This is a genomic window from Alteromonas sp. KS69 (assembly GCF_003989595.1).
Lineage (GTDB): Bacteria > Pseudomonadota > Gammaproteobacteria > Enterobacterales > Alteromonadaceae > Alteromonas > Alteromonas naphthalenivorans.
In genome coordinates this window covers 26,256-50,692 of sequence record NZ_PYHU01000036.1, presented here as the reverse complement: position 1 = coordinate 50,692, position 24,437 = coordinate 26,256, and the positions used below count along the sequence as shown (strand labels likewise).

27 protein-coding genes are annotated in these 24,437 nt (G+C 44.3%); 10 read left to right on the top strand and 17 right to left on the bottom strand.

The features are described 5' to 3' along the window. The first annotated feature begins 69 nt into the window (after window positions 1-69). Window positions 70-2,628 (top strand): PilZ domain-containing protein, encoded by a 2,559-nt coding sequence (locus tag C7Y69_RS16820; protein ID WP_126873459.1) that lies wholly within the window; start codon window positions 70-72, stop codon window positions 2,626-2,628. A gap of 113 nt (window positions 2,629-2,741) precedes the next feature. Here the strand turns inward: C7Y69_RS16820 and serB are convergent, their stop codons facing one another. Then, entirely contained in the window at window positions 2,742-3,740 is a 999-nt protein-coding gene (gene serB / locus C7Y69_RS16815; RefSeq protein WP_409513438.1) for a phosphoserine phosphatase SerB, read from the bottom strand. A gap of 126 nt (window positions 3,741-3,866) precedes the next feature. On the opposite strand from serB, the gene C7Y69_RS16810 reads away from it, so the two are divergent. Continuing rightward, on the top strand, window positions 3,867-4,484 hold the full coding sequence (locus C7Y69_RS16810) for a hypothetical protein (RefSeq protein ID WP_013783353.1): 618 nt from the start codon (window positions 3,867-3,869) through the stop codon (window positions 4,482-4,484). A 62-nt stretch (window positions 4,485-4,546) separates the two neighbouring features. On the opposite strand, the gene C7Y69_RS16805 is transcribed toward C7Y69_RS16810, so the two are convergent. The 10 genes from C7Y69_RS16805 to rpoE form a co-directional block, all read right to left on the bottom strand. Further along, on the bottom strand, window positions 4,547-5,365 hold the full coding sequence (locus tag C7Y69_RS16805) for a TatD family hydrolase (RefSeq protein WP_126873455.1): 819 nt from the start codon (window positions 5,363-5,365) through the stop codon (window positions 4,547-4,549). 25 nt (window positions 5,366-5,390) lie between these two features. After that, window positions 5,391-6,029 carry a pyridoxamine 5'-phosphate oxidase gene (gene pdxH, locus C7Y69_RS16800; RefSeq protein ID WP_126873453.1) on the bottom strand — a complete coding sequence of 213 codons (639 nt, stop codon included), beginning with the start codon at window positions 6,027-6,029 and terminating at the stop codon, window positions 5,391-5,393. A 150-nt stretch (window positions 6,030-6,179) separates the two neighbouring features. Then, a complete protein-coding gene (era, locus tag C7Y69_RS16795) occupies window positions 6,180-7,091 on the bottom strand; it encodes a GTPase Era (protein WP_126873451.1) in 912 nt (303 codons plus the stop codon). Then, window positions 7,075-7,764, bottom strand: coding sequence for a ribonuclease III (gene rnc / locus C7Y69_RS16790; RefSeq protein WP_126873449.1), 690 nt, complete (start codon window positions 7,762-7,764; stop codon window positions 7,075-7,077). Before rnc ends, era begins: the two co-directional genes overlap by 17 nt. Beyond that, window positions 7,764-8,669, bottom strand: coding sequence for a signal peptidase I (gene lepB, locus C7Y69_RS16785; protein ID WP_126873447.1), 906 nt, complete (start codon window positions 8,667-8,669; stop codon window positions 7,764-7,766). Before lepB ends, rnc begins: the two co-directional genes overlap by 1 nt. Continuing rightward, window positions 8,669-10,465 (bottom strand): translation elongation factor 4, encoded by a 1,797-nt coding sequence (gene lepA / locus C7Y69_RS16780; protein ID WP_126873446.1) that lies wholly within the window; start codon window positions 10,463-10,465, stop codon window positions 8,669-8,671. Before lepA ends, lepB begins: the two co-directional genes overlap by 1 nt. A 206-nt stretch (window positions 10,466-10,671) precedes the next feature. Next, a complete protein-coding gene (locus tag C7Y69_RS16775) occupies window positions 10,672-11,112 on the bottom strand; it encodes a SoxR reducing system RseC family protein (RefSeq protein WP_126873444.1) in 441 nt (146 codons plus the stop codon). Beyond that, the gene (locus C7Y69_RS16770; protein ID WP_126873442.1) at window positions 11,112-12,302 is read right to left on the bottom strand and encodes a MucB/RseB C-terminal domain-containing protein; all 1,191 of its coding nucleotides are present in this window, start codon (window positions 12,300-12,302) and stop codon (window positions 11,112-11,114) included. Before C7Y69_RS16770 ends, C7Y69_RS16775 begins: the two co-directional genes overlap by 1 nt. Window positions 12,303-12,337: 35 nt before the next feature. Further along, window positions 12,338-12,937, bottom strand: a complete 600-nt coding sequence (locus tag C7Y69_RS16765; protein WP_126873440.1) for a sigma-E factor negative regulatory protein — start codon at window positions 12,935-12,937, stop codon at window positions 12,338-12,340. Window positions 12,938-13,026: 89 nt separating this feature from the next. Next, window positions 13,027-13,605: an RNA polymerase sigma factor RpoE gene (gene rpoE / locus C7Y69_RS16760; RefSeq protein ID WP_013783342.1), complete on the bottom strand. Its 579-nt coding sequence runs from the start codon at window positions 13,603-13,605 to the stop codon at window positions 13,027-13,029. A 195-nt stretch (window positions 13,606-13,800) separates the two neighbouring features. On the opposite strand from rpoE, the gene nadB reads away from it, so the two are divergent. Next, window positions 13,801-15,462 (top strand): L-aspartate oxidase, encoded by a 1,662-nt coding sequence (gene nadB / locus C7Y69_RS16755; protein ID WP_013783341.1) that lies wholly within the window; start codon window positions 13,801-13,803, stop codon window positions 15,460-15,462. A 379-nt stretch (window positions 15,463-15,841) separates the two neighbouring features. On the opposite strand, the gene C7Y69_RS16750 is transcribed toward nadB, so the two are convergent. Genes C7Y69_RS16750 through C7Y69_RS16740 form a run of 3 tightly spaced genes read right to left on the bottom strand, consistent with a single transcriptional unit; the run spans window position 15,842 to window position 17,439 of the window. Next, entirely contained in the window at window positions 15,842-16,696 is an 855-nt protein-coding gene (locus tag C7Y69_RS16750; RefSeq protein WP_126873439.1) for a MaoC family dehydratase, read from the bottom strand. Further along, complete coding sequence (locus C7Y69_RS16745; protein ID WP_013783339.1) at window positions 16,686-17,147, bottom strand: protein YgfX; 462 nt, start codon at window positions 17,145-17,147, stop codon at window positions 16,686-16,688. The genes C7Y69_RS16750 and C7Y69_RS16745 overlap by 11 nt, the downstream gene beginning before the upstream one ends. 34 nt (window positions 17,148-17,181) lie before the next feature. Beyond that, on the bottom strand, window positions 17,182-17,439 hold the full coding sequence (locus tag C7Y69_RS16740) for a succinate dehydrogenase assembly factor 2 (protein ID WP_013783338.1): 258 nt from the start codon (window positions 17,437-17,439) through the stop codon (window positions 17,182-17,184). A gap of 212 nt (window positions 17,440-17,651) precedes the next feature. Between C7Y69_RS16740 and C7Y69_RS16735 the strand changes: the two genes are divergently transcribed. Together C7Y69_RS16735 and C7Y69_RS16730 are read left to right on the top strand one after the other, a co-directional pair. Then, on the top strand, window positions 17,652-18,665 hold the full coding sequence (locus tag C7Y69_RS16735; RefSeq protein WP_013783337.1) for a YgfZ/GcvT domain-containing protein: 1,014 nt from the start codon (window positions 17,652-17,654) through the stop codon (window positions 18,663-18,665). A gap of 53 nt (window positions 18,666-18,718) precedes the next feature. Beyond that, window positions 18,719-19,204 (top strand): peptidylprolyl isomerase, encoded by a 486-nt coding sequence (locus tag C7Y69_RS16730; RefSeq protein ID WP_013783336.1) that lies wholly within the window; start codon window positions 18,719-18,721, stop codon window positions 19,202-19,204. A 99-nt stretch (window positions 19,205-19,303) separates the two neighbouring features. Here the strand turns inward: C7Y69_RS16730 and C7Y69_RS16725 are convergent, their stop codons facing one another. Beyond that, window positions 19,304-19,642, bottom strand: a complete 339-nt coding sequence (locus C7Y69_RS16725; RefSeq protein ID WP_013783335.1) for a P-II family nitrogen regulator — start codon at window positions 19,640-19,642, stop codon at window positions 19,304-19,306. Window positions 19,643-19,647: 5 nt separating this feature from the next. Next, a complete protein-coding gene (gene nadE, locus C7Y69_RS16720) occupies window positions 19,648-20,481 on the bottom strand; it encodes an ammonia-dependent NAD(+) synthetase (RefSeq protein WP_013783334.1) in 834 nt (277 codons plus the stop codon). 267 nt (window positions 20,482-20,748) lie between these two features. Between nadE and C7Y69_RS16715 the strand changes: the two genes are divergently transcribed. Next, complete coding sequence (locus C7Y69_RS16715; RefSeq protein ID WP_013783333.1) at window positions 20,749-21,318, top strand: GspH/FimT family pseudopilin; 570 nt, start codon at window positions 20,749-20,751, stop codon at window positions 21,316-21,318. 65 nt (window positions 21,319-21,383) lie between these two features. Here the strand turns inward: C7Y69_RS16715 and C7Y69_RS16710 are convergent, their stop codons facing one another. Continuing rightward, a complete protein-coding gene (locus tag C7Y69_RS16710) occupies window positions 21,384-21,770 on the bottom strand; it encodes a type IV pilin protein (RefSeq protein WP_013783332.1) in 387 nt (128 codons plus the stop codon). A 79-nt stretch (window positions 21,771-21,849) separates the two neighbouring features. Between C7Y69_RS16710 and C7Y69_RS16705 the strand changes: the two genes are divergently transcribed. Genes C7Y69_RS16705 through C7Y69_RS16690 form a run of 4 tightly spaced genes read left to right on the top strand, consistent with a single transcriptional unit; the run spans window position 21,850 to window position 24,436 of the window. Further along, complete coding sequence (locus tag C7Y69_RS16705) at window positions 21,850-22,365, top strand: prepilin-type N-terminal cleavage/methylation domain-containing protein (protein WP_013783331.1); 516 nt, start codon at window positions 21,850-21,852, stop codon at window positions 22,363-22,365. Then, on the top strand, window positions 22,359-22,958 hold the full coding sequence (locus C7Y69_RS16700) for a hypothetical protein (protein WP_126873438.1): 600 nt from the start codon (window positions 22,359-22,361) through the stop codon (window positions 22,956-22,958). The genes C7Y69_RS16705 and C7Y69_RS16700 overlap by 7 nt, the downstream gene beginning before the upstream one ends. Further along, window positions 22,948-23,910, top strand: a complete 963-nt coding sequence (locus tag C7Y69_RS16695) for a hypothetical protein (protein WP_126873437.1) — start codon at window positions 22,948-22,950, stop codon at window positions 23,908-23,910. The genes C7Y69_RS16700 and C7Y69_RS16695 overlap by 11 nt, the downstream gene beginning before the upstream one ends. Next, entirely contained in the window at window positions 23,897-24,436 is a 540-nt protein-coding gene (locus tag C7Y69_RS16690; protein WP_126873436.1) for a type II secretion system protein J, read from the top strand. The genes C7Y69_RS16695 and C7Y69_RS16690 overlap by 14 nt, the downstream gene beginning before the upstream one ends. Window position 24,437: the final 1 nt, after the last annotated feature.

Sequence of the window (24,437 nt, the reverse complement as noted above, 5' to 3'; positions counted from 1 at the left end):
AATGGGTTTAGCATTCGTGCCGATAATAATAATGTCTATAATAATAGAAAGTAACTAAGTTGTGCATACATGAGCCAAGATTTACAGCAGTACGCTGACATAATTGAGCAATTGAAACCACTGGTAAACGAGCCTGAATTTAATAAGGTGCTTTTACAAATTGGTGGTGATATTCCCAAGGAAAAACGCTTTCTATTAAAAATGGAAGTGAAACGCCTTGCGAAGCCCTGTATGCGTTCAATTGATTTACGTGGCCAAGTAGACGGTAAATGCAAAAGCTATTTGCATGATGGCAGAACCCATTACATGGATGAAATTGCTGTCGATAAATTCGAAGAGCAAATTAGAATATTTGGTGGGTATACATTCGGTGTATACGAAGCCGTTCAAAATACTGAAAACAATTACCGTATCATTCGTGAGAAAGCAGAAGAAGCCCGAGACACAGGCTCAACTTCAAATACCCCTCGCAAAAAAGGCTCTGCCATTTTAGAGCAGTTTAAAGTGCCAACGGTAAACCTACTAGATTATCGTCAACGCAACACAGAACGTATGAACTTTGCTGTTGCGGTTGAGCTATTTAATGAAAGCAACCACTCGATTAAAGGCTTAAGTGTTGATGTGTCGCTTGAAGGCCTGCAAGTCAAACTCAACAAAGAAACGTTGTTTAAACAAAATGAGCTGTTACAAGTCTACTTCCGTGGGCTTGAAGGCGAGTTTGCCATGGATAAGAAAAATGGTATTGCTTATCGCCTGGTGAAAACCGTTCGCAAAAAAGATGTTATTTATTTAGCTTTACAACGTGCGACAGAGCGCCCAGCGCCCAGCTTCGATAAGTTTTTAGAAAGCTTTATTCACGGTAATAAACGCCGTTATAAAGTAAATATGAACAACACCATTGAGGCAATAACCAGCAAAACGTGTGAACAATACTTTTCTCCAAGAAGCCCAACGTTACCTATTTATATCGATGTAATTGAAGATAGGCTTATTCCACGCTTCGCTATGGTTAACGAAGTTAATCGCGAGACGGTGAGCTACTGGCAAGATGAGGAAGATGAGTGTCGCTTAGGCTTTCTGCTGTCGCAAAATAGATTGAACACCTTGCACGCTAAGCCTGCACACCGTCGCGAAATATTTGTATTCAGCTTTACCCACTTACAAAACGACAAAGTCTTTTTTTACTCGGCCTCTTACGAGCAACTTATAGAAAAAGACATGCTAAAACAGGTTTTCTTAGGCTTTGGCTCTAAAAAAGTCAGCTGGCGAGTATTTAAGTTAACCTTGACCGACATGTTGCCCGAACAAGCCCATACCCCCTTATCTATTCCAGACTCTGTGGGTACGAAAATAAAGCGGCAGAATACACCGCCTTCGCCTCGGGTTATGTCGAAGTTAAAAAACCTCAAATACTTGCTTCATGTGACTGACGTAACCTCTATATATGGGCAACAGGCGTATAACGAATTAAAGTTCAATCGTGATAACCTCTCTCATCTGCGCGTTTTTGGGCACCCTAGAAACCAGAAGACCCCAAACATAGAGTTGTTCCGATTTAAATATGAAGATCAACGTTTAGAGTCTCGCTACCGTTTACGCTCTCAAATAGAGCTTAAATTATCTCATGACGACAGCGTTCATGTTGGCGTAAGTGAAGATATTTCGGTTCATGGATTGGGTCTTCGTGTTGAATTGAATAAAGAGTACGACGGTGAATTAGAAGGGCAAGTTGAAGTATCCTTCCCTCGCCTTCAGCAGATTACGCAAAACTTTAACGTAATGAACTTGCAATACTCGGTCATTTATCACAACGCTGAGAAAAACATTCTGCACTTAAAAGCCGCGACGGGTGAAGCAGGAAAAAGTGCAAGGGCGTTTTTTGAAGAACTGATTAGAAAGAACAAACACAGCTTAGAAGAAGACTCTGGCGAAGAAGAATTGCCGGGCATGGGTCAAGCACTTCGCTGTATTAATGCTCGTAATGCTACGTCTCTATCCTTCTTAATGAGTAAAGAAGGAGTTAGGTACACGCCGCAAGCGGGCATTATCGGAAAGCAGGACGAACGGGTTTCAAGCCTTGTCACCTACTTAACGGAAAAGCGTCAAGTCAATTTAGAGTTCTTATTCAGAGACAGAAAGCTAGATACCCCTTTCATGCAAAGCGGTATTAAGCAGGTGAAACTGGAAAACATGCCCTTGCGCCAAGAGCTTTTAATCTCTTTTGATGCCAAGCAAAAAGATCCGCGCATGGCCATTATTCCACGGTATTCCCACCGGTTTGAAAATAATGAGCAGCGTAAGACCTTTATTACTGAAGCGTTAAACAGAGGGCAATTCATTGCTATTCACGTGATGCTTACCACCACAGGCAAGCCGGATTTATCCATGTTACAAACAGAGATAAATTACGTTAGCGTGTATGCTATTCATCGGGCAAAGGAACTTGAAAATAAACTTTGGAGCTTAGCTGCCTGTTCGCACTTAATTGATGTAACAGATGAAGTATTGATTAGATATGAATTCGATGACGACACAATTAGCGCCAACCGAGACACTAAAGCAAAAGTAGAAGCGCCCGCTCAGTCCGGTATTCAAGCATTATTACAAGACCAAGCATTGGCGAAATAAAAACAAGCTCTGACACAACCTTCAGAGCTTGTACTCGCTATTTATTCTTCGCGCTTAACACAGCGCCGCTAATATTCGAATATGCACCCTAGTCAAGTTCAGCTATTTCACTACTAAGATAGAAAGTACAATAGACAATGTAGGCTGCCCAATCGAATAGCAACGTCAGCTTTTTCGTTCACAACTGGCTTTCCATGGCACGCCACCCCTAACGCCGATTCGGCCATCATCACTAAATCGTTTGCGCCGTCACCCATGGCAACCGTTTGCGCGCTCGGCACTCCCCAACGTTCCGCCAACGCTTTCACGGTTCGCGCTTTCACTTCAGCATTCACAATTTCGCCAGACACTTCTCCGGTCAATATTCCCTGCTCTATCACCAACGTATTTGAAACCGCTTCATCAAGATCTAAACGGGCTTTTAAATGGTTAGCAAAATAAGTAAAACCACCTGAAGCGATAGCAAGCTTCCAGTTGTGTTGTTTTAGAATGGCAATCAGCAGCTGTACACCTGGCATGATGGGCAAGCTATCGCGTATTTGTTGAAGCTGTTGCTCTGGTACACCATCTAGGCAAGCCACCCGGTGGTTCAAGCTATCGTTAAATGCTATTTCGCCCCGCATGGCCTGTTCGGTTACCGCAGCTACTTGTTCACCAACGCCTGCTAGTTTGGCAATTTCATCAATGCACTCAATATCAATTAACGTGCTATCCATATCCATCACAAGAAGACCTGGCTCGTTAAGCGATGGCTGCACATCTTGAATACCTAAATCCACATGATAACGGGCCGATAACGACGCGACTAGGGCAGGCACTGCCGTCTCAGCTTGGGAGTCGGCGTTTTCACTTAAGCGGCCTTTCACTACCACCACGCCATCACCGAGTTTGTTGTGTAACGGATGTAAGTGAATTGATGTAGCATTAAAAACGTCGCTAAACCCTTCAACAACCTGACTAACAATGTATGGGGTTAATGCTTGACCAATAACGGTTAAAATTGAAAGACCAGCTTCATCCTCACTGGGTGACTTTGTGGTAAGCTGCGTAGATAAAAAAGAGGTATCATGCATTGCATGAGGCGGTATTTCGTTTAAAAACGTGATCACTATTTATTCAAACCTTTGTTAGTCTTGCCCATATGCTACCCAATCATTACACATGTGGAAATACACACTTTCAAATTAGTCAAAATTACCCTACTGTTACCGCATAAAGATAAAGGAAATTGAGGCGAAATGCTGAACCACTTAGAAAGCGAACGCATTGCTCACAAACACAGCGTTTCACACTCGGCTTATACTGCGTTCAAGCGGCTTATCCATACTATTATCATGGCTACCGCTGTGGCATTGGCTGTGGGTCTATTTCTCATGTACCAGCAGTACCAGACCCATTGGGTTGACGTACAAACGGCCCAACCGGGTACCAGCATTAGCAATCAATATTCAAAAATCTTACAGCCTGCCTTAGTGGCACAAGACACGGTTCAACTAGCCCGTTTAATTACCATTGCATTAGAAGAACCCGCCGTTATCTCTTTAAGCGTATTTAATGCCCAAGGCGTTTATATTGCGCCCTTACCAAGAGTCGACAGTGTGGTAGCACTAGCCAGAGAACGAGACGTTGCTCCCAGTAGTCATGTTGAAAAAATTCTCGATGATAACGGCAAGGTAATTGGCTATTTGAACGTTAACATCGACACAGAGGTGGTACTTTCCAGTCCGTTAACGCTTCGCCAGCAATTGTGGCTTATTATTAGCGCCGTTATTGTGTTGGCATTGATTGTAGGTGTTTATATAACACGAGGGTTTTATAAGTTTCGCCCGTGGATAATTCGAGTTTTTCAGTCTTAAACACCATTTTTCGCTAACCCAAGTTAGCTCAAGCCAACAAACTTCACCTGTTTTTAGGCCTTTTATTGTCTGTTACAAAAAAGCCCTTTATGAAAAAGCGTAAGATAATTTTGGGTGGTAAGTTCGTTTAGGGCTTGCCCATCATACTCCCCTAGTTTACCGAGCGCGGCCAGTACATCCCCAAGATATTCAGGGCTGTTGCGAGCGCCTTGTCGCCCCTGCATTGGCATATCAGGTGAATCAGTTTCAAGAAGTAATCGGTCTGGGTGGTGCTGAAGCAAGTATATGATTGTCTCTTGCGTTTTCTTTGCTCTGTCATAGGTAATGGTTCCCCCTACGCCAATATAAAAACCTTTATCGACATACGCTTTGGCCACCTCTACACTGCCAGAAAATGCATGAATAACGCCGCCTTCTGCAAATCCTGTATTTTTGAGACTTTCAAAAATAAGATGATGGCTTTTTCGGTGATGTAAAATGACAGGAAGGGCGTATTCACTCGCTAATCGCAATTGCGCTTCAAACATCGCTTTTTGAAGCTGCATAGGTATCGCTATATGCCCATCTAAGCCAATTTCACCCACCGCGACAACCTCACTACTAGACTGAAATAAAAGACGCTCTAGTGCGCTTAAGGCCGTGGCATTATCAGTTTCGCTAGTAGACAAAAAGTATGGATGTAGACCACACGCTATATCTATCGAAATAGCGTGCGTATTTTGGTTCGCAAAGGATTGTATAGCGAGTTGAGTTGACCACTGCGACACTTGCGTACCAGGAATAAGAATGTGTGTTAAGCCGGCGCTGATGGCGTGGCTTATCACCGACTGCCAGTCACCTTGAAATGCTGGCAAGTCTAAATGGCAGTGGCTATCAATCATTAAAGAATGCCAGAATTAGTGCCTCTTAAGGCATTAAACGTTGAGTATTCCAGTTGCCATTTTCATCCCGGTTATATTCGAACCGGTCATGCAACCTGTCTTCACCGCCCTGCCAAAATTCTATTTGGTGAGGAACAATACGAAAGCCGCCCCAGAAGTCTGGTGCGGGTAGCGTTTTATTCGCAAACTTTTGTTTCATTTGGGCAAACTGAGTATGCAAAAGCTCGCGACTGCTAATAGGTTTACTTTGCTCAGAGGCATAAGCCGCCAACTGGCTGTCTTTAGGGCGAGAAAGGAAATAGGTCGCGTTTTCCTTAAAGGAAAGCTTTTCTACTACACCGCACACTCTCACTTGTCGCTCCATAAAAAACCAAGGGAAGTGACATGAAACTTTGGGGTTTTGACCAAGCTCTTGTGCTTTGCGGCTGCCTAAATTAGTGAAAAAGACAAACCCAGCTTCACTTACATCTTTCAACAGCACGATGCGCTGAGAAGGCTGACCTGTAGCATCAACGGTCGCCACAGTCATAGCAGTAGGATCGGGAATTTCAGCGCTGATGGCATCTTTTAGCCAACGGTCAAATAATGAAAAAGGATTAGCCGTTAAGTCTTTATCTTGCAGACTCCCTTTTGCATATTGTCTGCGCATATCAGAAATTGCCATACCTACCCCTTTTTATTGCTTTATAACTAATGGATGCTAGCTGATTTTTTAGCTGATACGTTTGGGCTTTTGATTTGGGCTACACGTTCTTACATTATATTTTGGGCTAACAACTATTGCGTTAAGCCCAAAACAGATAATTGCTGAGTGCTAACTATCGTCTGAATAACCTAACGAACGTAGAGCACGTTCATCGTCAGCCCAACCTTGTTTCACTTTAACCCACATTTCTAAGAAAACTTTATTATCAAACAGGTTTTCCATATCTTTGCGGGCATGTTCACCAATGGTTTTCAGGTGCTTGCCACCCTTGCCTATAATCATACGCTTTTGCGTTTCACGCTCTACAAGAATAAGACCACTGATACGGTATACACCATTTTCAGCTAGCTTAAACTGTTCAATTTCTACGGTTGTAGCATAAGGAAGTTCATCCCCGGTAAAGCGCATCAGCTTTTCGCGAATGATTTCAGCAGCCATAAAGCGACTTGAGCGATCGGTAATGTAATCTTCGGGGAAGAAAAACTCACTTTCAGGCAAGCTATTCGCTACAAGTTCTCGGATGTCATCCACCATTTTGCCCTGTTTAGCGCTAATGGGGACAATATGTTCGAACTTATATTTTTCTGATAGGCCTTGAAGGTGAACCATAAAGGCTTCTTTATCGTCTACTTTATCCATCTTGTTGACGATAAGGTAGCAAGGTAGACCTGAGGCTTTCACTTTAGACAACACCATTTCATCGTCGTCGTTCCAGCGTGTACCTTCTATCACGAACAATACCAACCCCACTTCGGCAAGAGAACTTGAAGCGGCTCGGTTCATATAACGGTTCATGGCGCTTTTTTCTTCGCTATGAAGGCCTGGAGTATCTACGTAGATGGCTTGATAATCGCCTTCAGTGTCGATACCTAAAATACGGTGGCGGGTAGTTTGTGGTTTACGCGACGTAATACTCACTTTTTGCCCGAGCAATCTATTAAGTAACGTCGACTTGCCTACGTTGGGGCGCCCTACAATAGCGACTAAGCCACATCGGGTTGTATCATTTGGCTGTGTCATCGAGTGTCTCCAAGGTAAGTCTAGCTGCTTCCTGCTCGGCTTTTCTTCGGCTATTTCCAGATGCCGAAACGGGCTTATCTAACGTTGTCACCGTGCAGCTAACTTCAAAAATTTGAGCGTGGTCTTTCCCTGAAATAGAGATAACTTCATAAGAAGGTAACGGTAGCTTACGACCTTGCAGGTATTCTTGAAGACGGGTTTTGCTGTCTTTAGGGTGCGCATTGGGGTTTAACGCTTCAATACGGCTTTCCCATAAATGGTAGATAACGTTACAAACCTCTTCCATACCTGAGTCCAAGTAAATTGCGCCTAACACAGCTTCCACCGCGTCTGCCAATATTGAACTGCGACGATGACCACCGCTTTTAAGCTCACCGGGACCAAGATGTAGTAATTCACCCATACTCGCTTCACGGGCCAGTTCGGCCAACGTATCACCTTTTACTAAGGTTGAACGCATACGAGTAAGCTTACCTTCAGGCACATCTGGGAAACGCTTAAACAAGGTTTCACCAATAACCATACCTAAAATAGCATCGCCTAAAAATTCTAATCTTTCATTGTGCTGCTTTGCAGCACTTCTGTGGGTTAACGCCTGCTCTAGCAAGGCTACATTATTAAATGTGTACCCTAACGCTTTACTTAAGCGAATATATTTATCAATACCCTGCATTAACTAATGCCACCTACGCGTTCAAATCTAACGCCCGTTGGGATCCATGTTGGTAAAACACTGTCGCGGTCGCGTTCGAATTCAAATGAAATCCAAATGGCAACAGCTTTACCTACTAAGTTTTCGTCCGGTACAAAGCCCCAAAAACGGCTATCTCTGCTGTTGTCACGATTATCGCCTAGTACGAAATAATGACCATCAGGTACAATCCATTCGTTGCTGCGTGTACCTGGCTGAGTATAGAAGTTACTTGAAGAAATTTCTCTGACGGGGTGGCGCAGTATGTCGTGTTCTTTGTCGCCTAGCGTTTCTGTGTAACGCATCAGCTTAGCCATGTCCTGAACAAATTCGTCTCGACCTACAAAATCTAGCGGCATAGCGGTAAGCTTTCCGCAGTTATTTGCAGCACCTTCGCATTTCGACTTGATATAAACCTGTTTATCTTGATACACCACGGTGTCGCCGGGCAGTCCTATAACACGCTTGATGTAATCTACTGAAGTATCTTCAGGATATTTAAATACCACCACATCACCACGTTCTGGCACGCCGGTTTCCACTAGTTTACTGCGAAATACAGGGTCTTTTATCCCATAAGAAAATTTCTCAACCAGAATAAAGTCGCCCACCAACAAGGTTGGCATCATCGAGCCTGATGGTATTTGAAATGGTTCGTAAATAAACGAGCGCAACACCAATACAAAAGCGATAACTGGGAATATTTGCTGCGAAGTATCAACCAAGTACGGAAGCTGTGGCTCACCTGCAAAATTAGCCCCTTCTGCTTTTGCCAATGCTTGTAACCGCGCCTTTCGTTTTGGTGCAAACACCATACTATCCACCAGCCATACCAGCCCAGTAGTTAGCGTTAGAAGTACTAAAATAAGCGAAAAGTAATTGGCCATTACTTACCTACCTTCAAAATTGCCAGGAATGCATCCTGCGGTAATTCAACATTACCTACCTGTTTCATTCTTTTCTTTCCATCTTTTTGCTTTTGAAGCAGCTTTTTCTTACGACTCACGTCACCACCGTAACATTTAGCGATAACGTTTTTACGTAACTGTTTCACCGTACTACGGGCAATAATGTGGTTGCCAATAGCAGCTTGAATAGCGATATCAAACATTTGGCGAGGGATAAGCTCTCGTAGTTTTTCAACCAATTCACGCCCGCGGCCCTGTGAATTATCTCGGTGAGTGATCATGGCTAGCGCGTCTACGCGCTCGCCATTAATCATAATATCTACGCGTACCATGTCAGAAACTTGGAAACGCTTAAAGTTATAATCAAGAGAAGCAAAGCCGCGGCTTGTTGATTTCAAACGGTCGAAGAAATCAAGGACCACTTCAGCCATAGGCAGTTCATAGGTAACAGCAACTTGCTTACCGTGATACGTCATTGCGGTTTGCATACCACGCTTTTCAACACACAAGGTAATCACGTTACCTAGGTATTCCTGTGGTACCAGAATATTCGCTTCAACCAATGGTTCGCGAATTTCGGCAATATCATTTACCGCTGGTAATTTAGACGGGTTATCACAGCTTAAAATTTCGCCCTTTGTGGTTTCTACTTCGTAGATTACCGTGGGTGCAGTAGTAATAAGACCAAGATCGTATTCACGTTCTAAACGCTCTTGAATGATTTCCATGTGAAGCATGCCAAGGAAGCCAATACGGAACCCAAAGCCTAGCGCTTGCGAACTTTCTGGCTCGTAGAACAATGAAGCATCGTTCAAGCTTAGTTTAGCTAATGCATCACGGAAATCTTCATAGTCATCTGAACTGATTGGGAAAATACCGGCGTAAACCTGCGGCTTCACTTTCTTAAAACCAGGTAAAGCGCCTACAGCAGGTTGTTTTGCTAGGGTAATAGTATCGCCAACCGGTGCGCCTTGGATGTCTTTAATGCCCGCAATAATAAAGCCTACTTCACCCGCGCGAAGAACGCCTGTATCTAAAGCTTTGGGGGTAAACACACCAATCTTATCAACTTGGTGAGTTTGGCCATTCGACATAATTTGAATTTTGTCTTTCTTAGAAAGCTCACCTTCTACGATACGAACTAATGACACTACCCCTTGGTAGTTGTCGAACCATGAATCAATAATAAGCGCTTTTAGCGGCTCTTCACGGTTACCGCCCGGAGGAGGAATTTTATTTACTATAACTTCTAGTACATCTTCAATACCAATACCTGTTTTCGCCGAGCAGCGCACGGCGTCAATGGCATCTATACCAACAATGTCTTCAATTTCTTCGGCAACACGTTCTGGTTCAGCCTGTGGTAAATCTATTTTATTTAAAATAGGCACCACTTCCATGTCCATGTCCATGGCGGTATAGCAGTTGGCTAGTGTCTGTGCTTCCACGCCCTGCCCTGCATCAACCACCAGCAACGCACCTTCACACGCGGCAAGTGAGCGAGATACTTCGTACGTAAAGTCTACGTGCCCAGGAGTGTCGATGAAGTTCAGCTGATAGACTTCACCATCTTTAGCAGTGTAATTAAGCGTTACGCTTTGTGCTTTAATAGTAATTCCACGCTCCCGCTCCAAGTCCATTGAATCAAGAACCTGTTCGGCCATTTCACGATCGGCTAGCCCGCCACAATGTTGAATAAGACGGTCAGACAGAGTCGATTTACCGTGATCGATATGAGCAATAATACTGAAGTTACGAATGTGCGATTGTTGCATAATGCTGGAAATTACCTGCAGAAAAATTCATTAATATAAAAAAGACTGGTAGCTATAGTTTGTGTTGTAGCTAGCGCGTGCGGATTTTACCCATTTCTTTGCACAAAAGCGAATAAGCTTGTGGGTTATATTGCCAAAGATTGAAATAGTGTAAGCCAAAGTAGCCATTTTGGTAATAATATTGCCGAATTAGCGCAAGTATTACGCTAAATAGTATTCAACAGCACGGGTTGAAACTTACCTTTATCAAGCCGTTTAAGCTTAAATGCGATGGCTTTATAAGCTACAAAGGTAAACGCTGCGGCGGGGAGCAAGCCCCACAATTCATGACTAAGCCCGATGGAAGATAACGTGGCATTCGCAAGGGCAAAGACCGCGATAAAAACCATTAAGGGAAGCAAATACAACCACGCGGAGGCACTCAACACCCCTTCCTCTGGCACACCTACTGTTACGTCTTGCCCTATCACTACCGGCATAGGTGAGCGTAACGTTAGTTGCTGAGTTTTAGGTGCTAATGCTCTGGATATGGCACCCGTACCGCAGTCACTTTGCGCTTGGCAACTACTACAGGTCGATTTAATCGCGGCCTCGACGGTAACGAGATCACCCTCTACAGCAACAACACGGGCGGTTTCAGTAATCATTATTTATCTGCCGTAGGGGAAAGCGAGGTAGCAATAGCATTCGCGGTTTGCAGTGGAATTTCACCCACCACTGTCACTTGCGTGTTGCCATCGGTAAGGGTTAAAAACGTACTTAAATCATTCCTAAGCACCAAATCTCCCCCAAGGGCATCTTTTGCTGGTTGCACGTAAACAGATACATCTACTAACCCATCACTGTACATTTTATATTCTACCACTTGGCCTGTTAGGGCGAGACGACGAGTATCACCGCGCACTTCTTCCATACCGTTGGGTAAATACTTAACTTCCCAGTTAGGTTGGCGAGACTGCTTTTGCGTTAATGCCATCGGCTTGGGTAAAGATGCCTGGTTAATACGTGCGAAATAGTCGTCAGGGGCATCGGTTATTTTAAGCGAAGTGACTTGAATTTGCTCTAATAACCCACCCTGTAAATCCAGCATGTTAAGTTTCAGTACCATCCCTGAATCTTCATCTAACCATAGTTGGTAGCTAAAGCGACTATTGTCGCGACTAACAATGCGGATTTGTTGAGCAGGTCTTCCTGCAACACGAGCTCTGCCCACAGAGACAAATTCATAACCGCTTTTCAGTCTATCAGGATGATGGAGCAGTTCGCTGGGTATAGGCCCATTAATAAATTCAGAGCGAAGACTATAGGGCGACACGTCAGGTTCAAACACACTCACAATACCATTGACGCGAATTTGCTCACGGCCTGGCCCATTTTGTAAATTGAGCTGCTCCATACTGGTGCCATCTTCCAATACACCATGACGCCACAAGAAAGGAATAGTTTCACGGCCCGCACGGCTCTGAACAAAAGCAACCTCGAAGTTTTGGGTTTTCACCACTTCGCTTAATTGCATAAGCCAATCTGATGTGGTTTGAGGGTGTGTATTCACTACGACCAAATCAGTGGCTTGAGGTACTGCCTGAGACGAAGCCTGTGAAGCATCTGTAGGCAAAGACAATGTTGTAGATGAAGTTTCAGCACTTTCAGAAGGTGTATCTTGTACAGACTCGCTTTCTTGCGCTGTGGTGCCAAACGATAAACCCAAAAACGTTATAACAACATAGGTCATGGCTTTGATGAAAGCCCGCGGGCGACTACTGAAATTTACGTTGGCTAAAAACACGCGTACCAGCACTAAAAGCGCTGGTACGTTATTACGATAATCTATTTTCATTAAACGATATTCTTATTGAGCGTCGTATGAACTACTTACGGGCGGTTATCTGCACTCGCCTCGACATCGTCAGTTTCAGATTCTTGCGCTTGCTTCAATTTCACTTGCTGCTCGTGATCGGCAATAAGGGCGTTGATTTTGCGCTTTTTCTCTAATACTTCGTTCATGTCATTGCGAGGCAATGCACGTGTTTGCTCTAAACTAACTGGCGCTAAACCACCTTGTGGCCCTGCCGTAGGTGCTGTCATGAACGGCTCAGTTGGCGCAGGCTGATTGAAGTGTTGAACACCTAAAATCACGGCTACCGCAACTGATGCTGCAACGGCAAACTGGCCAGACTGTTTCGCGAATGGCACTACACCGCTAGAAACTAGACTGCCGAGTACCGGAATTGAACGCCAGCGTGAAGCTTTTGGCGCGACAATAGCAGGCTCATTTTCAAGCGCGGCGGCAACACTAGCAGTAATATCTAACTGCGGTGCGACACTGGCCTCTTTGCGCATTGCGCCCCTAATGACATGGTAGCGTTTCCATTTGGCCTGCAATTCTTCATCTTGCTTAATCGCATCGATGATTGCATCGCCATCTATTTCGCCATCCATGAAAGCGGACAAATTTTCTTGCTGTTGCGTCATAAATTCATTTCCTGATCAACTGTGATCAATTAATACCCTAACACAGCTGTTAGTCTGCTCAATATAACGAAAGTTCATTTTCATTATATTTAATTTTCTAACAATGGCTGAATCACTTTATCGATAGCCTCTCGCGCTCGGAAAATTCGTGAACGAACCGTACCTACTGGGCACGCCATCACGTTTGCAATTTCCTCATAACTTAGCCCTTCTATTTCACGAAGGGTTATCGCCATACGAAGGTCATCAGGTAACTTTTCCACCACTTTAAATAAGGTTTCTTCAATTTCATCCGTTAACAAACTGCGTTCTGGCGTGGATTGCTCTTTAAGCGCATCACTGCCTTCGTAGAAGTCTGCTTCGTCTGCGTCGACATCACTAGCGGGTGGCTTTCTTCCCTGCGCAACAAGATAATTTTTAGCACTGTTTACCGCGATACGGTACAACCAAGTGTAAAATGCACTGTCGCCACGAAAGTTTGGTAATGCCCGATAAGCTTTTATAAACGCTTCTTGGGTAACATCAGCCACATCACCGCTGTTTTTTACATAGCGCGATACCAAATGCATGACTTTATGCTGATAGCGAGTTACCAGTAAGTTAAATGCATTTTTATCGCCACGCTGTACTTTTTCGACCAATTGTTGGTCGGTTATTTGCTCGCTCATTCGAGCCATTACTCCTACTTCAACTACCCAATAGCTCTAACAAGCATTGATATAGACGCGTACTGTTACAAAAAGTTCTGTATTAGCATTAAAAATATTTAAAAATGCTGAGGGAAAGCCATCTAGATCATTGTGTTTTGCCACTCATCCTTTAGACTTGCCGAACCTTTGCTCGTTTAATATATACAAAAATACATGAAATCAGTGTCATCTTCACTAACTTCCACATCAAATTCAATTGAACATCGATGTGATGTACTGATTATAGGTAGCGGCGCAGCTGGGCTTAGCCTTGCACTTAGGCTTGCCGACCACTGTCAGGTTATTGTGCTCAGTAAGAGCGATCGTAATGAAGGGTCTACCCGTTATGCCCAAGGCGGTATTGCTGCGGTGTTCGATGAGCAAGACTCTATCGATGCGCATGTACAAGATACATTAAAAGCGGGCGGCGACCTGTGCGATGAACCTGCCGTACGCTTTACTACCGAACGAGCCAAAGAAGCATTGAGCTGGCTAATTAGTTACGGTGTGCCGTTTGATACCGAAACCACAGAGTCTGGTGAAGAGCGTTTCCACCTCACCCGCGAAGGTGGGCATAGTCACAGACGCATTCTTCACGCCGCCGATGCCACCGGCGAAGCACTGCAAATAACATTAAACGATGCAGTTTCTGCACATCCTAATATTCACGTTTTCGAACGTTACAACGCTATCGATCTTATTCCGTCGAAAGACGATAAAAAGCGGGTTATTGGCGCATATGTGTGGAACCGCCAACAAGAGCACGTTGAAGTTATTCGCGCCCCCTTTATCTCACTAGCAACGGGTGGTGGAAGCAAGGTTTACCAATATACCTCAAACCCAGACGTTTCCAGTGGCGACGGTATTGCTATGGCTTGGCGTGCTGGTTGTCGTGTAGCCAATATGGAATTTAATCAGTTTCACCCAACTTGCTTATTCCACCCGCAAGCCCGAAATTTTCTTATTACAGAAGCCCTACGTGGTGAAGGCGCGAACTTATGTCACGCCGATGGCACCCGCTTTATGCACAAGTTTGACGAGCGTGGCGATTTAGCCCCCCGGGATGTGGTTGCACGTGCCATTGATTATGAAATGAAGCGCCTTGGCGCTGACTGTATGTATTTAGATATCAGTCATAAACCCGCTGACTTCATCGTTAAGCACTTCCCTAATATTTATCGTAAATGCCGTTCACTAGGTATAGATATTACCCGAGAGCCTATCCCAGTGGTGCCCGCAGCCCATTATAGCTGCGGCGGCGTTGTAACCGACTTCAATGGAAAAACAGATTTAGCCAATGTGTATGCAATAGGAGAAGTCGCCTATACCGGTTTACACGGGGCAAACCGCATGGCATCTAACTCACTGTTAGAATGTGTTGTGTTTGCCAGCGCTGCCGCCGAGCATATTATCTCTACGTTACCTTCAGCCTCGTGTGAAGAAGCCATTTTGCCTTGGGATGAAAGTCAGGTATCAGACTCTGATGAAGAAGTTATTATTCAGCATAACTGGCACGAACTACGCTTATTTATGTGGGATTATGTAGGCATTGTTCGAACCGACAAACGGTTAGAGCGCGCCATGCGCCGAATAAATCTACTGGAGCAAGAAATTGCCGAATACTACGCGCACTTCAGGGTAAGTAATAACCTTCTTGAATTAAGAAACCTAGTGACGGTTGCTGAATTAATTGTGCGCTGCGCTATGCAACGAAAAGAAAGTCGGGGCCTACACTTTAATCTAGATCACCCTGGGCAACTTGAAAACCCTCAGCCCACCTTTTTGTGCCCCGAAAAAGATGCTTTACCAACGGTACCAGGCACACTTATTTCTTAATGATTTTGGGTGAGTAGACACCTAGCCGTAGCGTTTTCAGCGTGGCTTGAAAAGACAATAGACATACAATAGAAATACAATAGCTATTTAATAGAGATACGAAAAAGCCCACTTCCTAATACAGCGTGTTCAATACACTATATTAGGAAAGTGGGCTTTTTTATTTATATTGCGACGTTGAGCTGCACTCGGCTTATTTCTTTTTAATAAATCGAATACAAAGTCCTGAAATTACAGCACGAAGACCTAGTAGCTCATGGCTAGCAGGTCATGACTATCAGATCATAACTAGCTGGTCATAAAAAGCACCGAACCAAACAGACCGACTTATCGGCTGATAATAATAACCTTGTTACTGTTTCGTCATAGCAGCTTTGACCTACAGCGTTGAGACCTCTGCATCTAGGTGTACTTGCTGATCATCACTGCTCGTAATTTCCAAGATAGAGCGGTCTTCATCTTGACACATTTGATAGATGTTAATGCTGCAAGGCAGCATAACGGGTCGTTTAAAACGGCAAACCACATCTGAAATATGCTGACCGTTCGATACTGGTACGAATGATAACGCGCGGGCCAGTGTCCACATTCCATGGGCAATCGGGCGCTTAAAGCCAAATGCTTTGGCACTTAGTCCAAACAAATGAATGGGATTATAGTCGCCAGAAATTTTCGCGTAACGCCTGCCGGTATCGGCCGTTACATCAAGCTCTGCAAGCAAGTTTTTAGGGCTATCGACACAGGCTTCAGTGGTATCTTGTACAGGCGCTCTGGGCGCCACATGTACCGCTTTCACCTTCACCAAGTAGCTACTGATTGCTTTATAAACACAGCGCCCTTGTTGAAAAGCCTCTAAGGAAACATCTACTTCCCAGCCACGTGAGTGCGGCCTGACATCGCTGAATCGAACCCTGCATTCAAACGTCTCGCTTAAATCGCATTCTTCTAGCACTTCTACGCGATTAGCCGCATGTATTAATCCCAGTAATGGAAACGGGCTTTTCTTATCGAGCAAACACTGCATTTGAAGGGGAAGAGACAGCATTTGCAGATACAAAGGATGCATGGTAGCAGCATCTTGCCACGCCACTTCTTGACAAAATGCAGCGTAGTGCTTGTTGTCAATATTAAGTTGTTTGGTGTAAATGCGAGGCGGTAATGTGGGTGGTTTGAATTGCATTAACTGTCGGGTATCGACACGTTTTAATAAAGCTTTTGCATACTCACGAAACATCAATGTTATTCCTTGTTTGGCCTGCTCCTTGAGCGAAGATTATCGCTCGGCATAGCCGTCGATAATCTGCTTCAGAGCATTCACCTTTTAATACCCAGCGCACATGCTCGTAATACGGCTGGTACCATTTTCGCGCAGTTCGTTCTACATGAAGGCTTAGACCCCATGGCAACAGTAATGATGACTTGTGAAGATTCACTGCTGGCGAATAAATCTCTTCTCCCGATACCATCAACGCCCGCAATGAACCATTGTCCGTAAGCGTGTAAACATCATTAGATGGCACCGTCGTCGGTTTGCTCAATTTACGCCATACACTCAAGCAGAAAGCGATATACACCGGCAAACACGCAAGCGCGCATAACCAAAGCCAACTTGGACTTACCCACGTCCACAAGGCTTCAGGTAAATTTATAATACTAAAGCCAAAAGCGGCAATAAGAATTAGCATTCCTACTATTTTTCGCCACGGCGAATAAGTGAGTTTAACCCTGTACTTTGACACGATTAACGATAGTAGACACCATACCAGCAAGTTCTGGATCTTGGCATTGTTGATGGCCCATAAACCATGCAAACAAGTCTGGATCGTCGCTGGTAAGTAAGCGTTCGAATATTTCTTGTTGTTCGTAATCAAGCGAGTCGAAGGCTTCATCTACAAAAGGCATGAGTAACACATCAAGTTCCAACATCCCTCTGCGGCATGCCCACTTTAATCTAGCACGTCTTTTTGGCTCAAACATATATTCACATTCTTAATTATTGTTTTAACACTGTCATTATATTACCACGGTGATGGGCGAAGGATCACTGCCCTTTTAGACAGAAAGGCGTTTCAATAGCACCGTAGATAGCACGAATTAACCACAAAACACGATAATCTTAAGGGTTCCCCTTGATAAAGCGCGCAAACCCCTCACCTACTACATTATAAATTCTTCATTCGGAATCTTTGATGACAGCGTTAACGACTCTTTCTGATTTACCTTCGCACTATGCAATTAAGTTAAATGACAACATGCTAATAAAGCTGGAAGGCGAGCAAGCTGACAGCTACTTACATGGTCAAGTGACAGTTAACATTAACGCTTTAGATGAGAATACGGTGAGGTATTGTGCCCATTGTGACAACAAAGGAAAGACCTGGTCTATTTCGTTTGTGGGCCGCCATGGAAATGGTCGCCATGGAAATGCTATCTTCATGCTAACTAACAAAGACTCTGGTGCGCACTCCCTTGCGCAGTTAAATAAGTACGGTGTGTTCTCAAAGGTAGATATAACCGATGAATCAAACCAGTACACGCAATTCTTCTTAGGTGAAAACCTTGGGCAGATGTTACTTAGTAGCTATTTCGACACCCTTCCTAGTGAGCCATTAACCAGTGTTCACAGTGATGTAGGGTGGGTATTTAAAAGTGATACTCAGCGCGCCGGCTATTATGTGGTACTGAATTCTGAGCGAGCCCCTGAATTTGAGCAAAAAGTGAAAGACACCAACGGCTCAATTTTTGAACAAAATGTATACGATGCTATTATGATAGAAAGTGCGATACCGTCTATCGAAGAAACTGGGGTCAGCGAATACGTTCCCCAAATGATGAATGTGCAGGCACTTAACGGTATCGATTTTGACAAAGGCTGCTATATGGGCCAGGAAGTGGTTGCCCGCACTCGATTCTTAGGTAAAAACAAGCGTGCAGCCTATAGTTTTTCAGTGCCAAAAGCGTTTCATATTAACGCTGGCGATACACTAGAAAAGCAATTAGGCGAGAACTGGCGTCGCGCTGGTATGGTAATTCGTAAAGCTGAACTTAGCGAAGAAACATGGTTTATGGCTGTGCTCTCAAACGATACCACTGAGCAAGATATTCATCGCCTAGCTGATCAAGTTGAAATTACCTGCTACCCTAGCCCTTTACCGTACAGCATTGAGCAGGCTAAGAGCTCATTGGTGAAAAACCGTAAATAATCTTTAATAAATTTAAAACCATCGCCCAGAAGGGCAAAACTACAGGACAAATTATGACTATAACCTCTGACAGCGTTGTCACCCTTCACTACACCGTTTCAACTGAAGACGGTACCGAGCTTGATTCTTCAGCCGGTAAGGAGCCGCTTGTAGTGCTTCAAGGGCGCCGCTTTCTTATTGAGGGACTAGAAGAAGCATTGGTAGGTAAAGAGAAAGGTGAAAAGTTCAACTTGTCTGTTGAGCCAGAGAAAGCCTACGGTGAACGTATTGATGAACTCGTTCAGCGCGTACCTAGTTCAATGTTTGAAGGCATGGACGTTGAAGTTGGCATGTCTTTTCGTGCAACCACGCCAGAAGGTGAGCAATCGGTTATTATCATCGAGACATCTGATGACGAAGTAGTTGTAGACGGTAACCACCCACTTGCAGGCATTCCACTTACTTTTGATGTAGAAGTGGTTGATGTACGCGATGCGACTGCTGAAGAATTAGAGCACGGCCATGCCCATACGCCAGGCGGCTGTGGTCACGACCACTAATACTGTTGCTTCGTGATAAACGCACTAACTAAAAAGGGAGCCTAAGGCTCCCTTTTTTGATATTGACTGCAACACAAAGCGTTAGTCAATAATGCCTATTTATATCGCGTCTTCGTTTTGCTCACCCGTACGAATTCGCACCGCTGACTCAACGTTAAATACGAATATTTTGCCGTCACCAATTTTGCCTGTTTTTGCAGAGTTTTCGATAGCTTCTATCGCCTGCTCGACGCGCTCATCATCAAGCACTAGCTCAATTTTAATTTTAGGCAGAAAATCCACTTGATATTCAGCACCGCGATAAAGTTCAGTATGTCCTTTTTGGCGTCCGAAGCCTTTTACTTCAGACACTGTCATTCCAGCAATACCGACTTCGGCTAATGCTTCCCTTACATCGTCCATCTTGAACGGTTTGACTATCGCTTCAATCTTTTTCATGGTAACTACTCATCATAAATGGTTGGAATAGGTACGCGCTTGTGCTGAGTACGCTGATAAATGTACAACAACTTTTCATCCACCTCAGCAGACACTGATTTGCCTTCTAAGAAGTCATCAATTTGATCGTATGTCATGCCAAGAGCTTGTTCATCAGCTTTTTGCGGCGCGAGAGTTTCGAGATCGGCGGTGGGCGCTTTAGTGATAACAGTTTGGGGGGCACCTAAGTGCGAGGCCAGTTGTCGAACTTGGCGTTTACTCAACCCAAACAAAGGCGCTAAATCACACGCTCCATCGCCATACTTTGTATAAAAACCCGTAATATTTTCAGCTGAATGGTCAGTGCCTAACACTAATCCATCAACCATTCCGGCAATTTCATACTGAATCACCATACGGGTTCGTGCTTTTACATTACCTTTAACGAAGTCACGCTTTGCTTCACTTTCAGGTAATAAACCAGCGCTTGATAATGATTCAGTGGTAGAAGCATGAATAGCATCTGCACCGGGCTGAACATTAACCGTCACAGAATGGGAAGGCTCAATAAAGTCTATCGACAACTGAGCATCAGCTTCGTCGGCTTGCGTTTGGTAAGGCAAACGAACAGCGACAAACTGAAAATTTTCGTGCTTTTCTTGGTTTAACTCATTCACTGCTAACTGAGCTAATTTACCCAACGTACAAGAATCGATACCGCCACTAATGCCTAGCACCAGTGAATTTAAACCTGACGTAAGAAGCTGCTTTTTAATGAAAGCCACTCGACGAGTAACTTCAAATGCCACATCGATTTCAGGCAGCACTTTCATTTCTTCAATAACTGCTTGTTTTTGCATTATAATGTCCAATTAGTGAGTGGGCGTCCTGATACCTGAGTTTACGATAAACTCGCCTTAGATGTTAGTGGTAAAAGAATTCAAACTTCATTAATCGTTGAAATTCACTACTTTTTGTATCTTTGGGCATGCCTACACGCCTTTTTTTATACCCATTTCGAGGCAAATTGGTTTACCTTGAATGTTCACGCGCGTTGACCTTTATTGTTGTAATAATAGAGGCTAACGCTAATATCATTGTTAAATTAACCTAGTAAATAAATCTCAGTGAAAATAAAGTCTTCTAGCGCTTTGCGCCTTCAATACGGCCTGACTCTTTTAGAGATGCTAATTACGGTGGCCATTTTGGCAATCTTAGTAGGAGTCGTTGCCCCGTCTATTAATACTATTTTAGTCAAAAATAGAGTAACCGGCGACATCAATACGTTGAGCGCTATTGCACAGCAAGCTAGGTTTAGTGCCATTAACGAACAGTTTAACGTGATACTTTGCCCGACCACGAGTTATAGCACCTGTGTCAGCGATTGGGCTAACGCGAAAATGGTCTTTATTGATGAAAACTCTAATGGAAGCAGAGATAGCAGTGAACCACTTATTGCCAGCAGCGACCCGCTGAACTCAGGCAATACAATCAGTGGCATTTCTGGCGCTATTTCGTTTTCTGAACAAGGCAGTATTAGTAACAGTGCAACCATAACCATCTGCCCAAAGAGTAAAGATGCCTCTTATGCTTCTGCCCTGCTATTGTCACTCTACGGTAGAATATCTGTTGCCATCGACAGTGACGACGATGGTATTAATGAAGATTTATCTGGCACCGCTCTAACTTGCCCTTAATACCTTGTCCTTAATTCCTTGTCATGACCTGATTCGCAGCGGACTAATGGTAAGTCCATGATAGGCTACCTTCCCCAACATCCATGGGGTAAATTTTCGTAAGGGGTGATAGTTAGCAACCGACAAGGGTTAGATTTGTCCAAAAAGCTTAAAGACGCAACAATGCTATAATTTCCATTCTTAGATTCGCTGTATGTCAGTGTAACGCCGTCAATATTGGGTGCCGGCAATCCACTAAGCCCCGAGTATTTACCTTCACTCAACCAATACCGTTCTTGCTTTATTTGCAAAGTGAGCAAATAGCTAATGGTTTCATGCTTATTTGCAAGCGCGATGGTTGATGAATAACTGGGAATGGCGAACATAGAAACAATACCCACAATCGCAACAGCGACCAAAAGCTCGATTAACGTAATCCCTCCCATCTTAATTAAATTGATTTTCCCTTCCATGGTACAGCAGCCCTCTATTTGTTGATTCGCTATGCTGTAAACCTAACAGCAAACAAATGACAAATAACCGGACTAAGGCATGGTTTTAATTAAAGCAGGTGGATTTACCTTGTTAGAGTTACTTGTGGTGCTTTGCATTGTGGTCATTTTCACCGCCATAGCTGCCCCCTCTTTTGTTGAATGGCGACAAGCCATCGCTATAAAGAGCGCGTTAAAGCATACCGCTGACATTGCAAAGTACGCCCGCACGCTTTCTATCTCTGAGCGTAAGGCGATTACCCTAGTCGTAGACGCTTCAGCAAATCATTGTATCGGCTTAACCTCAGCAAGTGACTGTGATTGCCATGTAGCAAGCAGTTGCCACGTTATTAGCCAGCAGAAACGGCTTATTATGCAAAGTTATCATGCAGTCATTGCTAGTCCAGCCAATAAAAAGGCGTTGCTGACGTTCGATGGAACTCATGGCATGAGTTTCGGCAGCGCAATGACAGTCACCATAAGTAACGCTCGATACACCGGCAAAGTTATCATTAATAACCTAGGCCGTGTGCGGTATTGCACTTCTACTTCACTAGAGGGAATTCCTTTATGTTAGGGTCCTCTGGTATTAGCCTAGTAGAGCTCACCATAGCCATGGCCATCAGTACAACATTGGTTCTTTTTTCTGCCATGGGCGCTGCGACTATCTCTAAAGAACTAGGTTATTTTCAGCAACAATTAGCACTGCAAAGTGAGTTACGGCTTATTAGCCATTCTCTCTCGCTACAACTCCAGCGGGCCGGATTCGTGGCGCGCCCTTTTGAAGAAATTTTTGCCAACAGCGCATTACTACCGCCTGCTATCAACATCAGCCATCATCCGCTAGAGGCCGAAAACTCTTGTGTCTTATTTTCCTATGATAAAAATGCTGACGGCGACATTAGTCATGAAGCCCCCGCAGAATTGTTAGGTTTTCGATTGCGCAATAAAGCCCTTGAGTACCGTGTAGCGAGCAAAAGTTGCGAGCAAGGTGGATGGCACGATCTTACAGATGCATCAGAATTAAAAGTCACTCAATTCACTATATCTTTGCACGGTGAGATAAACCATGCCCCGGTTTACAAAGTTGAGCTTGCACTACAAAGCAAGGCGTCCGCAGAACTCACCGCCGAGCAACATCTGTATTTACGAGCTGCCAATGCGATATAACGCCGATTTTTACTCATCCTCACTAGTCGTTCAAAAACATGTGATAGGTGCAAGAGACGCAAGCGCTTGGCAATGTCCTAGTAAGGTAAAAGGCGCCGTATTGTTAAGTGTGGTGGGTATACTGTTAAGCTTAATAACACTGGCACTGTGGGCAACCAACTCACTACTTACCAGTGAGTTTCAAGCCAGTAAGCGCAGTATTGCTTATGTTGAGGTGATGAATACATTGCACAACGACATGACACAATTAACCGAGCAACTGCGTACCAGCGAAGATTGGCAACAAACCGCAAGTCTATTCGCCCGAGCATCAGTGACGGCGACTCACTATTCAGGAAGAGATACTCAGTATTTAACGCTGTTTACCGTGTCCATGACTCACCCTGTTACGTCGCTATTCATTAGACAAGGTTTTTTACGCCACCCCGCCATAGTTCGTCTTCCTGCCAACGGTGTAGTAACCGGTGCGACTAACGCTATATTGCCTCACCTTTTTGAACGACATGACAGTAACTTTACGCCGATGTTTTTTCCAAAGCCGCGCATAGCAAACGACTGCGACGATCTTACTCGCCATCTCGTGTTTTGGGTGCGTGGTGACTGCCATATTTCGCCCAGTGAAATTATAGGGTCAGCGAGTCAACCTGTTTTACTTGTAGTAGAAAAGGGGGATTTCACCCTTGATACCCATGCTCAAATTTACGGGTTAGTAGTGATATTAGGCGACACCAGTGTGCCTTCCAGCTCTTCTAGTAGTTCCCACCCTGTTATACCCGTTGCCACTATCGCCTCTTCGGCCAAGCTTGAAGGCGCCATGGTAAGCAATGAGGAAGTATCTAGAGTTTTTCACGGGCACATCAATTTCAATCTAAGTGTATTACGCACCCTTCAACAATCTAGCGGTTTGCAAAAGATGCAACCCATACCCGGGAGTTGGCATGACTTTAAGTAAAAAGACCCAAGGGTTTTCGCTCATAGAGGTAATAATTGCATCAGGACTCTTTGCGCTGACCTTTACCGCTGGACTGAAGCTTTACCAGCAAATATACGGACAATGGCAGCAACTTAACGCAGTGCAACAAGCTCGGCAACAACTTGAAGCCGACCAAACGACTCTACTAATCAATGTGAATGCCAATCAAGATGCATATATCGCCATTACGCCCTCGTCTACCACGAGCGCAGCAAAAGCTGTGACCTTAGAACAAGTTGTAGAGCCTTTACCCCAGTTGAACCATACGGATGAAGCTTTACGTGCAGACGAAACGCTTAGTGAAGAAAGTGGGTTAACGTCTGAAGAAAAACTAAATGAAGAAGAGGCCCTTGATGAAGCGCAAGAGCTCATCGAAAAAGTAAAACCTGAAAGCCAAGCGATTACCCAACAATTGAAGGTTGTGGTGGCACCACCGTATCAATCGCGTTGGCAAGATATAGCGATCATGGGGCCGTTGGTACCACTTCCCCCCGCAAAACCCTAGT

Coding starts and splice junctions, on each gene's coding strand:
- C7Y69_RS16750 (WP_126873439.1), bottom strand. CDS start 16,696: ATGTTTCGTGAGTATGCAAAAGCTTTATTAAAACGTGTCGATACCCGA.
- nadB (WP_013783341.1), top strand. CDS start 13,801: ATGAAATCAGTGTCATCTTCACTAACTTCCACATCAAATTCAATTGAA.
- C7Y69_RS16735 (WP_013783337.1), top strand. CDS start 17,652: ATGACAGCGTTAACGACTCTTTCTGATTTACCTTCGCACTATGCAATT.
- C7Y69_RS16745 (WP_013783339.1), bottom strand. CDS start 17,147: ATGCTAATTCTTATTGCCGCTTTTGGCTTTAGTATTATAAATTTACCT.
- C7Y69_RS16705 (WP_013783331.1), top strand. CDS start 21,850: ATGGTTTTAATTAAAGCAGGTGGATTTACCTTGTTAGAGTTACTTGTG.
- C7Y69_RS16700 (WP_126873438.1), top strand. CDS start 22,359: ATGTTAGGGTCCTCTGGTATTAGCCTAGTAGAGCTCACCATAGCCATG.
- C7Y69_RS16775 (WP_126873444.1), bottom strand. CDS start 11,112: ATGATTACTGAAACCGCCCGTGTTGTTGCTGTAGAGGGTGATCTCGTT.
- C7Y69_RS16730 (WP_013783336.1), top strand. CDS start 18,719: ATGACTATAACCTCTGACAGCGTTGTCACCCTTCACTACACCGTTTCA.
- C7Y69_RS16690 (WP_126873436.1), top strand. CDS start 23,897: ATGACTTTAAGTAAAAAGACCCAAGGGTTTTCGCTCATAGAGGTAATA.
- C7Y69_RS16765 (WP_126873440.1), bottom strand. CDS start 12,937: ATGACGCAACAGCAAGAAAATTTGTCCGCTTTCATGGATGGCGAAATA.
- C7Y69_RS16810 (WP_013783353.1), top strand. CDS start 3,867: ATGCTGAACCACTTAGAAAGCGAACGCATTGCTCACAAACACAGCGTT.
- lepA (WP_126873446.1), bottom strand. CDS start 10,465: ATGCAACAATCGCACATTCGTAACTTCAGTATTATTGCTCATATCGAT.
- C7Y69_RS16710 (WP_013783332.1), bottom strand. CDS start 21,770: ATGGAAGGGAAAATCAATTTAATTAAGATGGGAGGGATTACGTTAATC.
- nadE (WP_013783334.1), bottom strand. CDS start 20,481: ATGCAAAAACAAGCAGTTATTGAAGAAATGAAAGTGCTGCCTGAAATC.
- C7Y69_RS16820 (WP_126873459.1), top strand. CDS start 70: ATGAGCCAAGATTTACAGCAGTACGCTGACATAATTGAGCAATTGAAA.
- C7Y69_RS16770 (WP_126873442.1), bottom strand. CDS start 12,302: ATGAAAATAGATTATCGTAATAACGTACCAGCGCTTTTAGTGCTGGTA.
- era (WP_126873451.1), bottom strand. CDS start 7,091: ATGACACAGCCAAATGATACAACCCGATGTGGCTTAGTCGCTATTGTA.
- lepB (WP_126873447.1), bottom strand. CDS start 8,669: ATGGCCAATTACTTTTCGCTTATTTTAGTACTTCTAACGCTAACTACT.
- C7Y69_RS16740 (WP_013783338.1), bottom strand. CDS start 17,439: ATGTTTGAGCCAAAAAGACGTGCTAGATTAAAGTGGGCATGCCGCAGA.
- C7Y69_RS16725 (WP_013783335.1), bottom strand. CDS start 19,642: ATGAAAAAGATTGAAGCGATAGTCAAACCGTTCAAGATGGACGATGTA.
- C7Y69_RS16695 (WP_126873437.1), top strand. CDS start 22,948: ATGCGATATAACGCCGATTTTTACTCATCCTCACTAGTCGTTCAAAAA.
- rpoE (WP_013783342.1), bottom strand. CDS start 13,605: ATGAGCGAGCAAATAACCGACCAACAATTGGTCGAAAAAGTACAGCGT.
- pdxH (WP_126873453.1), bottom strand. CDS start 6,029: ATGGCAATTTCTGATATGCGCAGACAATATGCAAAAGGGAGTCTGCAA.
- rnc (WP_126873449.1), bottom strand. CDS start 7,764: ATGCAGGGTATTGATAAATATATTCGCTTAAGTAAAGCGTTAGGGTAC.
- C7Y69_RS16805 (WP_126873455.1), bottom strand. CDS start 5,365: ATGATTGATAGCCACTGCCATTTAGACTTGCCAGCATTTCAAGGTGAC.